Annotated in this window: 12 protein-coding genes; 10 read left to right on the top strand and 2 right to left on the bottom strand. The window is 64.9% G+C overall.

What is annotated here, in order from left to right:
• Window positions 1-48: 48 nt before the first annotated feature.
• The gene (locus DY926_RS00840) at window positions 49-1,605 is read right to left on the bottom strand and encodes a vWA domain-containing protein (protein WP_116701643.1); all 1,557 of its coding nucleotides are present in this window, start codon (window positions 1,603-1,605) and stop codon (window positions 49-51) included.
• Window positions 1,606-1,781: 176 nt separating this feature from the next.
• Here DY926_RS00840 and DY926_RS00835 point away from each other — a divergent pair, with 176 nt between their 5' ends.
• Window positions 1,782-3,356 carry an RNA repair transcriptional activator RtcR family protein gene (locus DY926_RS00835; RefSeq protein WP_116701642.1) on the top strand — a complete coding sequence of 525 codons (1,575 nt, stop codon included), beginning with the start codon at window positions 1,782-1,784 and terminating at the stop codon, window positions 3,354-3,356.
• Window positions 3,357-3,368: 12 nt separating this feature from the next.
• Here the strand turns inward: DY926_RS00835 and DY926_RS00830 are convergent, their stop codons facing one another.
• On the bottom strand, window positions 3,369-3,674 hold the full coding sequence (locus DY926_RS00830) for a plasmid stabilization protein (RefSeq protein WP_116701641.1): 306 nt from the start codon (window positions 3,672-3,674) through the stop codon (window positions 3,369-3,371).
• Window positions 3,675-3,869: 195 nt separating this feature from the next.
• On the opposite strand from DY926_RS00830, the gene DY926_RS00825 reads away from it, so the two are divergent.
• From DY926_RS00825 to DY926_RS00785, 9 genes are all read left to right on the top strand, one after another.
• Window positions 3,870-4,853, top strand: coding sequence for a LysR family transcriptional regulator (locus DY926_RS00825; protein WP_116701640.1), 984 nt, complete (start codon window positions 3,870-3,872; stop codon window positions 4,851-4,853).
• 107 nt (window positions 4,854-4,960) lie between these two features.
• A complete protein-coding gene (locus tag DY926_RS00820; RefSeq protein WP_116701639.1) occupies window positions 4,961-5,461 on the top strand; it encodes a thiamine pyrophosphate-binding protein in 501 nt (166 codons plus the stop codon).
• Complete coding sequence (locus DY926_RS00815; RefSeq protein ID WP_116701638.1) at window positions 5,458-6,066, top strand: thiamine pyrophosphate-dependent enzyme; 609 nt, start codon at window positions 5,458-5,460, stop codon at window positions 6,064-6,066. The genes DY926_RS00820 and DY926_RS00815 overlap by 4 nt, the downstream gene beginning before the upstream one ends.
• Before the next feature lie 11 nt (window positions 6,067-6,077).
• Window positions 6,078-7,634: a GMC family oxidoreductase gene (locus tag DY926_RS00810; protein WP_116701637.1), complete on the top strand. Its 1,557-nt coding sequence runs from the start codon at window positions 6,078-6,080 to the stop codon at window positions 7,632-7,634.
• Between the two features lie 2 nt (window positions 7,635-7,636).
• Window positions 7,637-9,031 carry an amidohydrolase family protein gene (locus DY926_RS00805; protein WP_206609034.1) on the top strand — a complete coding sequence of 465 codons (1,395 nt, stop codon included), beginning with the start codon at window positions 7,637-7,639 and terminating at the stop codon, window positions 9,029-9,031.
• On the top strand, window positions 9,016-9,750 hold the full coding sequence (locus tag DY926_RS00800) for a Rieske (2Fe-2S) protein (RefSeq protein WP_241502978.1): 735 nt from the start codon (window positions 9,016-9,018) through the stop codon (window positions 9,748-9,750). The genes DY926_RS00805 and DY926_RS00800 overlap by 16 nt, the downstream gene beginning before the upstream one ends.
• Window positions 9,747-10,640 carry an aromatic ring-hydroxylating oxygenase subunit alpha gene (locus DY926_RS00795; RefSeq protein ID WP_116701636.1) on the top strand — a complete coding sequence of 298 codons (894 nt, stop codon included), beginning with the start codon at window positions 9,747-9,749 and terminating at the stop codon, window positions 10,638-10,640. The genes DY926_RS00800 and DY926_RS00795 overlap by 4 nt, the downstream gene beginning before the upstream one ends.
• Window positions 10,637-11,269 (top strand): glutathione S-transferase family protein, encoded by a 633-nt coding sequence (locus DY926_RS00790; RefSeq protein ID WP_116701635.1) that lies wholly within the window; start codon window positions 10,637-10,639, stop codon window positions 11,267-11,269. Before DY926_RS00795 ends, DY926_RS00790 begins: the two co-directional genes overlap by 4 nt.
• Before the next feature lie 10 nt (window positions 11,270-11,279).
• A complete protein-coding gene (locus tag DY926_RS00785; protein ID WP_116701634.1) occupies window positions 11,280-14,447 on the top strand; it encodes a molybdopterin cofactor-binding domain-containing protein in 3,168 nt (1,055 codons plus the stop codon).
• Window positions 14,448-14,452 lie beyond the last annotated feature (5 nt).

Genomic DNA, 14,452 nt, shown 5'->3' with positions numbered 1-14,452 from the left:
TAAGAGTGGCCTCGTGACTGTAGTCCCCCCGGCATTCGCCAAGCCTGTTCAGAGCGGCCGGGCCATGATCTGACCCACCCAGTGCGCGGTTTCCATCCGGCCCGATGTGAATTCGGCCATCTGGTCAAAGACCGCATCGGAAAAGCCGCCAATATTCAGCACATCTGGCCGTTCGGCCACCTGTGTGGTGCCGTAAGGCTGGATGTCGATACAGATAAGGCGTGCCGCCGGGTTGCGGGCTTTCAGCTTTATCCATTCCTGCATCATGCCCGTTCCCCACTCCACCACCCATGCGTTACCCCACGAGGCGTTGTCCGATACGAACACAACAACATCCACCGGTTCGCGCCGGGCATTGAGCCATGCCAGCGGGGCCGCGCAATCCGTGCCGCCACCGCCCAGTTTCGCAAGGCGGCAGGCGTTGGTCAGGATCGTATCATCGGACCCCAGATCAATGTCATGCACCCGCATGGCAAAGGGCAGGATGCGGGCGGCAGGGTTGCTGCGCCTGACCGCCACCGCCACAAGAGCCGCGACATCAATGCACCTCACCGCCGAGGTGGCGCTGCCCCGGTAGCCCGTGACTGGCGCATGCATGGACGCCGATACATCGGGGCAAATCACTACGCGCCCCCCAAACTGGGGCACATTGTCCACCGCATGTTCCATGGCGTCGTGCAGGGCCTCCGTCAGGGCAGGGGGCACAGCCGGGTCCAGCGCCTTCAGGGTCGCAAGCAACTGGTAGGGCTGGGCCCTGGCTGCCCGGAACCGTTCCGGGTCGCGCAGTACCGCCGCTACGTGGGCCACGATCGCCGGATCATCAAAGGCACCGTTGCGTGTCAGCATGTTCAGCCCCTGCCGCAGGGTCTGCCACGATGCCATGCGGGCGACGGCCCCCCACTGCCCGGGTGAGAGCGGCAGGCTGGCCAGAAGCTGGAACGGCACGGCGGGCACCTGTTCCGACACCCCTGAACGGAAGGCCAGCAGTTCCTGCACGATGGGCGGCAGGGCCGATGTATCGACGGGCCTGTCGATCAGCCAGGCATAGAATGCCTCACGTTGCGCATTGCCGGGGCGCGGATGGACCATGCGGATGATATCGGCCAGCGACGGGTCATTCCCGACCGAGGCTGCCAGAAGCTGCCCGTCCGATGCCCCATCCAGCCAGTCCCGCACCATGGCCTTTGGCCGTGAGCCAAGCGACCTGCGCCCCGCCTGCCCGGAGCGCATGATCCGCACGAAGGTGCGCAGCATACGGCCGGACGTCACGACCTGCGGGAACGCACGGACAAACAGCGCCGTATCACGCATGGACAGGATGGCCAGCAGCAGGGCGGGCGTATCCTTCATGTGCCCCCGGTCCCGGGCATGGATGGCTGTGCGGGCAAGGAAATCAGGGCTTACGGCGTGAGCCTGTTCGACCAGGGCATCTATGTACGCCTGCGCGTCCTGATAATAGCCATCGCCAAAGGTGCCTGTCATGGCAAGCTGGGCCAGCTTGTGGCGCGCGCCCGGATCATAGGCGGGAGCCCCGATCACGTTACGGGTATTGGCCCGTGGTGTGAACCACTCCCGTAGCGATGCAAGCATGGATCGGTCTGCCATGGCTCTGTTCCCTTTCTTCGTCACCCCTTTTTTGTGCCCGAGGGAAATACGGAGAAAAAGAAAAACGATAATTTCTTGTAGCTGATTGTTATAAAACAGAATTATCGGAATTCTGACATGGGTGCCTCCTGAAATCATATATGGATTTATATGGGTTTATCCGTTTATATAAACCTATGCGTAATGTTGTCATCGGCTTCCTCGGTACCACCCTCGATCAGGGGCGTCGTTACTCATGGCGGCCTTCGGTGCAGATCTGTGCCCATCCCGATTTTCCGGTCGACCGGCTGGAACTGCTCTATCAGCATCAAAACCTCCGGCTGGCCGAGAAGGTGGCGCGTGACATCGTGGCCCTGTCCCCTCGGACCGAGGTGCGGCTGGTGGACATGGAACTCGACAACCCATGGGATTTTCAGGAAGTTTATGGAAAGCTGTATGACTTTGCACAATCATACGGCTTTGATGAGGAGCGGGAGCGTTACTACGTCCACCTGACCACCGGCACGCATGTGGCCCAGATCTGCTGGTTCCTGCTGACGGAAAGCCGCCATATCCCCGCCTGCCTGCTCCAGAGCGGGCCACCACGGGGCGAGGATGCACCCAACGGCACGATCGACATCATTGACCTTGACCTTGCGCGCTATAATGCCTTGCAACGCCGGTTTGAGGCGGCGGCGCGGGAACATTCCTACATGCTGCGCGGCGGCATCCCGACCCGGAACGCTGCCTTTCATGACGTGATGGAACGGCTGGAACAGGTCGTGACCCGCTCGGACGGGCCGGTCGTGCTGGTGGGGGAGGCTGGTGTTGGCAAGACCACGCTGGCCCGGCGCATCCATGAACTGAAACTCCAGCGCCGGCGGATCAGGGGGCGTCTGGTCCATGTAAACTGTGCAGGGTTGCAGGGGCCGCACGCCATGTCCGCCCTGTTTGGCCAGCGGCGCAATGTCGTGGGGCTGGCGGGCACCGAACGGACAGGATTCCTGGGCGAGGCGGAAGGCGGGGTACTGTTTCTTGATGACATCGACCTGCTGCCCCATGCCCTGCAGGGCATGCTGCTCGATGCGCTGGAAAGTGGCAGTTATTACCCCGTGGGGGCCGATACCGCGCAGACCTGCCGTTTCCACCTGATTGCCGCAACCAGCCGCGACCTGTCCGTGTTGGCGCGGCAGGGGATCATGCGCCCCGACCTGCTGGCGCGACTGGCGTTATGGGTTTTCCGCCTGCCACCGCTGCGCGACCGGCGGGAAGATATGGAAGCCGAACTGGCGTATGAGCTGGAGGAAGCCGAACTGAACCTTGGCTGCAAGACCGGCTTCAATGCGGATGCGATGGCGCGCTACCTGCATTTCGCCCGTGACCCGGCCACGCCATGGTCGGGTAATTGCCGTGACCTGTCGGCCTCGGTCCGCAGGCTGTGCACCCTTGCCGAACGCGGGCGCATAACCCTGCCGATGGTGGAGGCGGAAATCATGGTCCTGCGCCATCAGTGGGCGGCGGTCGCGCTTGATGGTGACCTTGCGCTGCTGGCCGAAGTGCTGCCCGATCCGGCGGGCGTGGATGAGTTTGACCGGGCGCAACTGGCGGCGGTCGTGCGGGCATGCCGCGCGGCGTCATCACTTTCCGCGGCGGGGCGACGGCTGTTCGCCGTATCCCGGCAGGGAAAGACCAGCCAGAACGACGCGGACCGCCTGCGCAAATACCTCGCCCGCTTCGGCCTGAACTGGGAGATGGTTACAGGCGGTGGCTGAACGCGCCGTATCCTATTCCTGCGCGTTTCTGCGGCGGGTTTCAGCGGCCTTTTTGGCCGAGGCCGCGCGTTCTTCCGCCGGACGGTGGGCGGATGCGGCACCCCCGATCCGGCCACCCCGGCGGGAGGGTTCATGCGTTACGGCATGGCCCCGGCCCGAACCGCTTTTCTTGCCGCCGCCCGTCTCCTTATTGACGGTAGCCCATGCACGGCGTTCGGCCTCGTCTTCGCTGACGCCACGTTCCTCGTAGCTTTCCTCGATATGTGCGGCCTGTCGCTTCTGCTTGTCCGTATAGGCGGATTTGTCACCACGCGGCATGATCCATGCTCCCGTTCCATCCGGCTCCTGCCACCTTCCGCGCCATGCGGGATGGCAGTTCGCCTGTGGTGACAAGGCAGGAAACCGGAAAAAGTTTTTTCCGCCTGCCCTCCGCCACGCCACCATTGCGCAACCCGATGCTGCCTAATCCCGGTATGGCGGAGGGATTGAGTAAAAGGACGATTTCAGGAACCTATGTCACCCACGCCGGGTATCGCGGCGTCAGCGCAGGGGGGGGAACACGAACAGATGGCTGCCGACATGCATGGATACCTGCTTGCCACACGGCTGCAGTATTTTCTTACCGTAACCCGGCATGGGTCCATACGCAGCGCCGCCGCCGCGCTGGGGGTAGCACCTTCATCCATCAGCCGTGTCATTGCGCAGTTTGAGGCGGAGCTGGGCGCATCCCTGTTCGAGCGTATAGCACGTCGGCTGGTGCTGACGGCGGCGGGCAAGGTGCTGCGTGACCATGCCCATGCGGGCGCGCTGGAGCTTGAGCGCGCGCAGGCCCTGATCCGTGACATGCAGGGCCTGCGGCATGGCTCGATCACCATCGGCGTGGTGGAAAGTGTCGCGCGCGGCATGTTGCCCGCACTCCTGTCACAATTCTGGGCCAGCGCGCCGGATGTGAATGTTGACATAAAGGTTTTGGGTTCGGAGCAGATCCTGGCCGCCATTCAGGATGGCGCGTGTGATCTGGGTGTTGCGTTCGATGCCCCACATGACCCCGCCCGGCTTGACCGGCTGGATGTGGTGTCGCTGCCCATTGGCGTCATCATGTCGCCCCGGCACCATCTGGCGCGGCGCAAGCGGCTGCGCATGGCGGACCTTGCGGCCGAGCGTATCCTTGGCCCCGATACGGGGCTGACCATCAATAACCTGCTGCATGCGGGGCAGGAGGCGGAGCCGGTCGCATCCCCGCGCATGGCGACGAATTCGATCGCCCTCATGGCCGACTTGGCCGCGCGCGGGGCGGGGATCGCGTTCCAGACCCGTATCGGGGTGGAACACGAACTGCGCGAGAAGACGCTTGTCTTCGTCCCCTTTCATGCCAGCGGCATAAAACCGCGGGCACTTGGGGTTTACGTGCGCACCGGCCTGCTGCTGCCCGCCGCGCCATTACTGTTGTCAAACCTGATTTCTGACGCCTTCAGGCGGCTTGCGCCCTTGCCCTGAGTTGTTGTGCCCAGCACAACATTATGGTGCGAATTTAGGGTCTATGCGGGACAGCAAAAACCTGAGACCGTGTCGCTATCGATATTAGATGCGAAGGTAGCGAACTCATGAAACAGGGTGCCGTCGACGCCGTCATCCGGGGCCTCAAGGCCGCGGGCGTAAGCGTTGTGTGTTATCTGCCAGACTCCCTTTTCAAGGAGCTCTACCCGGCCCTTGATGCCGACCCCGACATCCGGACCATCCCCGTGACGAACGAAGGCGAGGGGGCCGCGATCTGTGGCGGTGTGTTCCTGTCGGGCAAGCGGGCCGCGCTGGTCATGGAAAATTCCGGCCTGCGCGCCTCGATCGAGCCGCTGGCCCGCATGGGGCTGGGTGCGGGCATTCCCGTCATCATGCTGATGAGCTACCGCGGCGACCTGGGCGAGAACAACTGGTGGGCGATCCCGCATGGCATCACCATGGAGCCGCTGCTCAACGCCATGCGGATTCCCTACCGCGTCGTGCGGAAGGAAGACGAGATCGAGACCGCCATCCACGATGCCTATGAATGGGCCTACGCCGCCTATTACCACGTCGCCATTGCACTGAGCGGGGAGATTGTACGATGAACCGTTTTGACTGCATGGAAGTGCTCTCGGCGCAGCTCAAGGATGAACTGGTCATCCTCTCGCTCGGTGGCAGTGTGGATGAATGGTACAACGCCGCCCCGCACATGCGTAAGGCCAGCCTGTTCCAGCAGCAGCTCGGCTGTGTCACGCCACAGGCATTCGGCCTTGCGGTGGGCCTGCCGCACCGCCGCATCGTCTCGCTCGATACCGATGGCGGGATGCTTTTCAACCTCGGTATCCTCGCCACGCTGGGTAACGAGCAGCCTGAAAACCTGTTCGTCGTGGTGTGGGACAATGAATGTTACCAGTCCATCGGTGGCCCGCCCACCCATACCGCCGCCCAGCGGGTGGACATCGCGGCCATCGCGCGCGGGTCGGGGGTGAAGGAGGCGCATGTGGCGACCGACCTCGCCACGTTCGAGGAACACTGCCGCAAGGGGCTGGCCGCGCGTGAGCCGTATATCGTGGTGGCGAAGGTGACATCCACGGTGCGCAGGGACATCCGCCGCAAACATTCCGACGGGCGCGAGGACAAGTACATCTTCGTCCGCCACGTGGAAGAGACGGAGAACATCGTCATCATGGGCCCGAGCGAACATAACTGAGGGCGGGCATCATGGAACATTCTGTCCTGTCCGACATCGGCGCCGTCTGGGACTATATTGTCGTGGGCGCGGGCTCGGCCGGCGCCGTGCTGGGCCGCCGCCTTGCGGAAGATACGGATGCGCGGGTGCTGGTGCTGGAATCCGGCCCCACGGATGAACACGTGCGTGAAATCTCGGACCCTGCCGCATGGGCCGGTCTTGCGACTTCGCGCTACGATTACCGTTATGTATATGCCCCGGCGCGCCATGCCATGGGGCAGTCCATTCCCATCCCGCGGGGGCGGGTTGTGGGGGGGTGTTCATCCACCAACGCCATGCTGTGGTACCGCGGCCATCCTTCGGACTATGATGCGTGGGAACAGGCGGGTGCGACCGGGTGGAATTTCCGTTCCGTGCTGCCCTATTTCCGCCGCGCCGAGGACTGGGAGGGCGGGGCGACCGCGCTGCGCGGCACAGGCGGGCCACTGCGCATCACCCGCTCGCCCGATCCCCACCCCATTGCGCGGGCGCTGCTGGCGGCGGCGGCCGAATGTGGCTTTCCCGTGCTGGAGGACGGCAACGGCCCCGATAATGAGGGTGCGAGCCTCGCCAACCTCAATATCGCGGATGGGGAACGGTGGAGCACCAGTCGTGGCTACCTGCGCCCGGCAATGGCGTGGCCCAACCTCACGCTCCTGACCGATGTGCAGGTCACGTCACTTGTTGTGGAAAACGGTGCCTGCACCGGCGTGCGCGTTGCATCTGGCAGCACCACAAGGGTCCTGTCCGCCACGCGGGAGGTCGTTCTGGCGGCAGGCGCGATTGATACGCCGCGCCTGCTGCTGCTCTCTGGTATCGGTCCGGCTGCCGAGCTGGAGCGTCTGGGCCTGCCGGTGCGGGTGGACCTGCCGGGCGTGGGCATGAACCTGCAGGACCATCCCCTGCTCAAGGGCATGAACTTCGTCGCCCGCGCGCCCCTTGGTCCCATCCATGACCAGGGTGGTGGGGCGATGATGAACTGGAAGAGCGATCCCGCCCTGCAGGCGCCTGACCTGCATGCCTTTATTGTCCAGCGGCCGCATGCCTCGCCCGAACTGCGGGCACGCTATGATATTCCGGACGACAGTTTCGCCATCTCTCCGGGGCTCATGGGGTCTAAAAGCCGGGGCTACATGCGCCTGCTCGAAGCCCGGCATGACGGGGCGGTGGAAATACAGCCTGAATTCCTGGCCGAACCCTCCGACCTCCGGGCGCTGGCCAGCGCGGTCGAGACGGTGTTCGACCTGGCTGAAAGTGCTGCGTTCCGTGACCTGGTGCTGCGTCCCGCTTCCCCCGCCCGCAGGCTGGACCGGGCAGGGCGTGAAGCCTTCGTGCGCGAGAGCCTGTCCACGTTCTTCCATGTCTGCGGCACCTGTTCCATGGGCACGGATGAGATGAGCGTTGTCGATCCGACGCTGCGCGTGCGCGGGGTGGACGGATTACGCATTGCCGATGCCTCGGTCATTCCGGTCATCCCGACATGCAACACCCTTGCGCCGGTGGTCATGGTGGCCGAACGGGCCGCAGACATGATGAAGGAGGGAACATGACCATGAACCCGACCGAAAACACAGCCATGGCCCCCCAAATCCTTGCCGCGGGCCATGTCGTGACGATGGATGACGCAAGGCGCGTGATCGTTGATGGCGCGGTGGCGGTGGAGAACGGGCGAATCCTTATGGTGGATACGCGCGCGGCGGTCACGGCACGCTGGCCCGACGCGCCGGTCGAAGACCTGCCTGATGCGCTGCTTATGCCCGGTCTTATCAATGCGCACGCCCATTCCGGCCTGCTGCGCGGCACGGCCGAGCACCTGCCGGTATGGGAATGGCTGACCCAGCACATCAACCCCATGCACCGCGTGCTGACGGCGCAGGAGGCCGAGCTAGCCTCCCGCGTGTGCTATGCCGAGGCCCTGCTGTCGGGCACGACGACGGTGGTGGACATGTGGCGCTTCATGGATGGCAGCGCCCGCGCCGCCGAGGAGATGGGGCTGCGCGCGGTGCTCGTGCCCTATGTGGGCGCGCACCCCGACTACGACTATTTCGACACGCTGGATGATAACGAAGCCCTGATCGAACGCTGGCATGGCGCGGCCAACGGGCGGATTGATGTATGGGTCGGGCTGGAGCATCCCTTCTACGCCGATGAGGCAGGCATGCGCCGCGCGGTGGACATGGCCATCCGCCACCGTACCGGCTTTCATACCCATCTTTCGGAATCAGAGCTTGAGCCGCCGGAATTCGTCAGCCGCTATGGCGTGCGCCCCGTGCAGGCGATGGAAAAGCTGGGCGTGCTCGATACCCCGCATGTCATGTTCGCCCACGCCGTATGGCTGGATGAAAGTGAAATCGCACTGTGTGCCCGCCATGACGTGGCGATTGCCCACAACCCGGTCAGCAACATGAAGCTCGCCAGCGGCATCGCCAGTGTGGAGGACATGCTCGATGCCGGGCTTGCCGTGGGTCTGGGCACGGATGGCGAGAAAGAGAACAACAACCTCGACATGTTCGAGGAGATGAAGACCGCCTCCCTCCTTGCCAAGCTGGGGCGGCGCAATGCGGCGGCTCTCGATAGCTGGAAGGTGCTGGACATGGCCACGCGGCTGGGCGCGCGTGCGGTGGGGCATGGCCATGAACTGGGGCAGCTTGCCCCGGGGTTCCGGGCCGACATCATTGCCGTGCGCACCAACACCCCGCGCATGACGCCGCTGGTCGGTTCGGGGCAGTGGGCCAACCTGCACCACAACCTCGTGCATGCGGCGCAGGGGGGGGATGTATGCCTGACCATGGTTGATGGCCGTGTAGTCGCCCGTGATGGCCAGGTGCTGACTGAAGACCTGCCTGCCCTGCTGGCGCAGGCGAATGCCGTGGCCCCGGCGCTGTTCGCGCGCCGTGCCCAATGGCTTGCTGATAACGGAGCATTGACGCAATGGACGAATTCATGACGTCGCGCCTGCCGGATGACGGGGCCGGATGGATCGCGATCGGCCTGTCTGATGATGTGCCGGCGGGTTGTGTAACCGGGGTCGTGCTGGCGGGCCGGCAACTGGCCCTGTGGCGTGACGGGGAAGGCGCGCCGCACCTGTGGGAGGACCGCTGCCCCCATCGCGGCATGAGAATGAGCCTCGGGTTCGTGCGCGGGAACGACCTTGCATGCCTGTACCATGGCTGGCGCTTTGATGGCGCGGGCCAGTGCCGCCAGATCCCCGCACACCCGGAACTGAAGGTCTCCGCGCGTATCTGCATGAAAACATTCGATGTGGCGGAACGTGGCGGCATGTTGTGGGGGTGGCATGGCCGTGACCGCGCCACCGGCGCGCCGGAGGTGGCTGCGTCCGGCACGGCCGTACGCAGCATCCACGCTGCCGTTCCGGCCGGTGCCATGCGGGTCATGCTGGAAGAAACGCCGGGCGAGTTTTTTTACGGTCTCGGGCAGCTATTGCCCGTGGGCGGGCACCCCGACCTGTTCAGCCTGACGATGGAAGACGGGACGGGTGAACTGGTTCTGGCGCTCCAGCCCATAAGCAGCGCGCAGTGCGCGGTCCATGCGGTGCTGCGGGGGCAAGCCGATGCCGCGTTGCGCGCCGAATGTGCCCGCCGCATGGGCTGGCTGCGCGACAGTGCCGAACGTGGCCATGACGACCGGCAGGGAGCAGACACATGACATTGACGACCGATCCCGTTGCCCTTGACGCCTGGTACGCGGTCGCGACCGCCAGCGAGGTCACGCACCGCCCCGACAGGACGCGCCTGCTGGGGCAGGACATTGCCATAGACCGTTGCCGTGATACCGGCGCGATACGCGTGCGCCCGGTGCTGCATGGCGGGGAATATGGCGACCCGCTGCCCGTGATCGAACGGTACGCCTGCGTGTTCACCACATTCGGCAATCCCGATACCCCGATCGTGGAGATTGAGGAGGCAGGTGAGCCGGACCGGCGGGTAGTGCCGTGCGGGTGGTTTACCATCCGCTCCTCCGGGCCGCGCATTGTCGAGAATTTTCTTGATATGGCGCATTTCCCATACGTCCATACCGACATCCTTGGCTCGGAACCGAATACCGATGTCGGACCCTACCGCGCCGAGATCAGGGCGGATGTGGATGAGGTCTGGGCGACCGGATGCCATTTCTGGCAGCCCCGTGGCGCGGCGACCGAGCGCGATGGCAGCGGCATGATGATGCATATTGATTACCGCGTGCCGTCCCCCTTCATTGTCATGCTGTACCGCGTCGCCCCATCCGCGCCCGACCGGCGCGATGCGATCGCCCTGTTCATCCAGCCGATGGGGGAGGAACTGTGCCGTGCCCAGCCGGTCGAATTCCTGGTTGATGAAATATCCACCCATACCGAGCTGCTGCATTTCGAGCAGGTGATCTTCCTGCAGGACCGGCTGATCCTTGAAAACCAGGTGCCCCGCCGCCTGCCGCTTGACGGGCAGGCCGAGATCCCCACCCGCGCGGATACCGCATCCGTCGCTTACCGCCGGTGGCTTGCGGCCAAGGGGCTTGGCTATGGCACCATCCTTCCACACGGGCAGGGAGAGCGCGCATGACCGTGTTGCCGGAACTCTACGAATTTCCCCTTGATGACGAATGTTACAAGGTCCGTCTCGCCCTGTCGCTCATGGGGGTGGCCTCCCGCTCCCGCCCGGTGGACATGGTGCCGGGGCGCGAACATGAAAAGCCCGCCTTCCTGCGTATCAACCCGCTCGGCACCCTGCCGGTCTGGGTGGATGGCCCGGTTATCCTGCGCGAGGCGGCAACGATCGTTCTGGCCTGCGCGCGTGGGCTGAAGGCCGGGAACTGGCTGCCCGCCGACCCGGCGGCCTTTGGCGCGGTCATGGACTGGCTGGTGTTTTCCGTGCGTGACCTGCATGCGGCCCATCAGGCCCGTGACTGCGCCCTGCTGGGGCAGGAAGAACCTTCCCCCGCACTGCGCGCGCAGGTGCGCCGTGCGTTCAATGTGATGGAGGACCACATGGTCCTGCGCCATATCGGGGGGCATGAGTGGTTTGCCGATGCAACGCCCACCATTGCCGACATCCTGCTGTTTCCCGCTTTTGCGCTGTGCCGGGATTACGGGGTGGACCATGACGGTTTTCCCGCATTGCGCCGATGGATGCGCGCCATGCGCACGCTGCCCGGTTTCATAACCATGCCGGGCATCCCGGATGTTACCTGAAAGGGATGGAATGACACCTTTCCCCTTCATCCATCGGCCCCGGGACATGGGGCAGGCGGCCAGTCTTCTGGCCGGGGGGCCTGTCCTGCTCATGGGGGGTGGCACGGCGCTGCGGATCGAGTGGAACCGTGTGCTGCCGCGGGGCAGGGTGGTGATCGACCTTTCGGGGGTGGAAGACGCCCGTTATGTCGGCATCGCGCCGGGATGGATCGGGGCGGGTGTGCCACTGGCCACGCTGGAACATGATGACCGGGTGCCCGCCCTGCTGCGGCAGGCAATCGGCAATGTCGCATCGCCTGCCGTGCGTCGGCTGGCGACGCTGGGCGGACAGATCGGAGGGCGGTCGGGATGTACCCTGGCCGCCCTTCTTGTCATGGAGGCATGGGTACAGGGTTTGCTGCCCGGTGAGAGTACGCCCGTGGTGCAGCCGCTGGCGCAGTGGCTGCGTGATCCCCCGGCAGGCATTGTGGTCGGGATCGGCTACCCCGTGCGGGATATCGAAGGCTGGCAGGGCTTTTACCGCAAGGTCGGATTGCGGCAGGCATTCACCCCCGCGACCGCCGTGGTGGCTGGCATGGTCCGGCGTGCGGAGGACGGAAGTATTGTCGATGTCCGGCTTGCTGCCGGGGGCAAGGGACTGCGCCCGTGCCGCCTGAACCAGGCCGAGGCGCTGCTGCGGGGCGACGGGGAGGCGGAGATATGCTGGCCGCGCTGGCGTGAAGGCGTTGCCACCGGACTGTGCCCACCCGGGCAGGACGGGCGGCAGACGGCGTATATCCGCACCATGATTGCCAACCTGCTGGCGGTATTCCTTGGCGGCAGGCAGGGTCTGCCTGTCTCGGCGGTGCCGGATTTCAGGGCACCGGCACCCATGCCCCCGCTGGAGGGGGAAAAACTGGTCTCACGCGCCACCATGCCCGATCGCTGGGCGGTCAGGTCCGACATGCCGGGCAAGGTGGATACAAGCTTTGGCTACCTGACCGACCGGCGCGAGGACGGGATGCTGGTCGGGCGCATCCTGCGCGCGGGCAGACCGCATGCGCGGATCAGACACATTGACGTTGCAGCCGCGCGTGCGCTGCCGGGCGTGCATGCGGTCGTGACCGCCGCCGATATTCCCGGCCTGAATGGCTTTGGCATTGTATTTCAGGACCAGCCCGCCCTGTGTGATACGAAAGTCCGCTACACGGGGGACATGGTGGCCGCCGTCGCGGCAGAGGATGCGGCAACCGCCGCCCGCGCGCTTGAACTGATCCATGTGGACTATGAAGACCTGCCCGTGGTGTCCGACCCTGTGGCGGCGCTGGCGCATGACGCGCCGGGCGTGCATGACAACGGCAATCTGTGCCGTGAAATCAGGTTCGGCTACGGCGATGTGGAGGACGCGTTCAGGACCTGCGCCCACGTGCTGGAAACCACCTACGAAACGCCCCGGCAGATGCACGCCTTCATGGAGACGGAAGGCGGATACGCCTATGTCGATGCCGAAGGCACGCTGCATGTCTGCATCGGCTCCCAGCATGGCACGCGCGACAGGATGCAGCTTGCGCGTATTCTGGACTGGCCGGCCGAGCGGATACACATCGTGTCCAGCCCCGTGGGCGGGGCCTTTGGCGGCAAGGACGAACTGACGGTGCAGCCTGCCGCGGCCCTGCTGGCGATCAGGAGCGGGCGGACCGTGCGCATGCACCTGGACCGTGACGAATCCGTGCAGGCGGGCACCAAAAGCCCGCCCATGCGCATCCGCATGAAAACCGGCTGCGATGCGCAGGGCCGGATCGTGGCGCAGGATGTGGATGTGATTGCCGATTGCGGGGCCTATGCCTCGCTCGCGCCCTGCGTGCTGGAAACGGGGATGGAGCATGTCATCGGCCCCTATCTGGCCGCGCATGTGCGCTCACGCGGGCGGCTGGTTTATACCAATAACGGCACGGGCGGCGCGTTTCGCGGGTTTGGCGCGAACCAGATGACCTATGCCATCGAATGTCAGATGGACAGGCTGGCCCGGCAGGTCGGCCTTGACCCGGTCGAGATGCGGCGTCGCAACCTGCGTGGCCCCGAGGACAGGGGCTATCTGGGGCAGATGGTGGCCCCTTCCATCTACCTGAACGAAATGCTCGATGCGGCGGCCAGCAGCCCGCTATGGCGCAACCCCCGCCTGCCTTCGCAGGGGGATGACACGCATCTGCGCGGCGTGGGGATGGGTCTGATCTATCAGGGCAACGGACTTGGCACGAAGTTCGAGGACCCGCTGGCCTGCCGGCTGCGCCTTGCCGAAGATGGATGTATCGAGGCGTGGTGCGATCTGGTGGAGATGGGGCAGGGCATTACCGCCGTGGTGCAGTCCTCCATGGAGCAGGCGCTCGGCTGCGCGCGTGAGGACGTGCGGCCGGTGCTGGGCGATACCCGGATCAATCTGGACAGCGGCTCGACCACCGCCTCACGCGGGACCATCGCCGCCAATATCGCCATCCGTGGCGCGGCGGGCATGCTGGCCGAAAGGCTGGTGGCGCAGGCGGCGATGGTGCTGGACTGCCCCCCGGCCATGCTCCGCCCGGGCCGGGGTGGTATCCATGATGTGACCCGCAATGCGGATACACAGCCATTGCTGACCTATACGGAGCTGGCCCGGCGGGCACCCGACCTGTCCGGCCTGACGGTGGAATTCCGGGGGCAGGTGCCCACCACGTTGTGGAAGCGCGCCAATGCCCGCTACCTGTTCTGCACCGGTGTCGTCATCTGTCAGGTTGCCGTTGAACGGGCGACCGGCGTCGTGACGCTGGAGAAGGCGGAACTGCACTGCGCGGCGGGGCCGGTCATTGATGTGGCGGGCTATCTTGGCCAGCTTGAGGGCGGGCTGATGCAGGGCATGGGTTTCACCCTGATGGAACATGTTCCGTATGGGGCGGGCAGGCCGCTCGCCCTCAACTTTGATGGCTACATGGTGCCCATGATGCCCGACACGCCACAGGCGCTTGCCATCCATGCCTATGAGGCCATGGACAGCAACGACCCGGCGGGCGTGCGTGGCGTGGGCGAACTTGGCATGGCGGCCCTGACCCCCGCCATGGCCAATGCCGTCGCGGCGGCCACGGGCATGTGGCCGCATGCCGCCCCCTTCCGACCCGAACAGATCATGCGTGCCATTGGCACATGGATTGAGGAACCCAGACAGTGAATGAA

The sequence above is a fragment of the Komagataeibacter melaceti genome, from assembly GCF_003403295.1.
Lineage (GTDB): Bacteria > Pseudomonadota > Alphaproteobacteria > Acetobacterales > Acetobacteraceae > Komagataeibacter > Komagataeibacter melaceti.
This window is presented reverse-complemented; position numbering and strand designations above follow the sequence as displayed.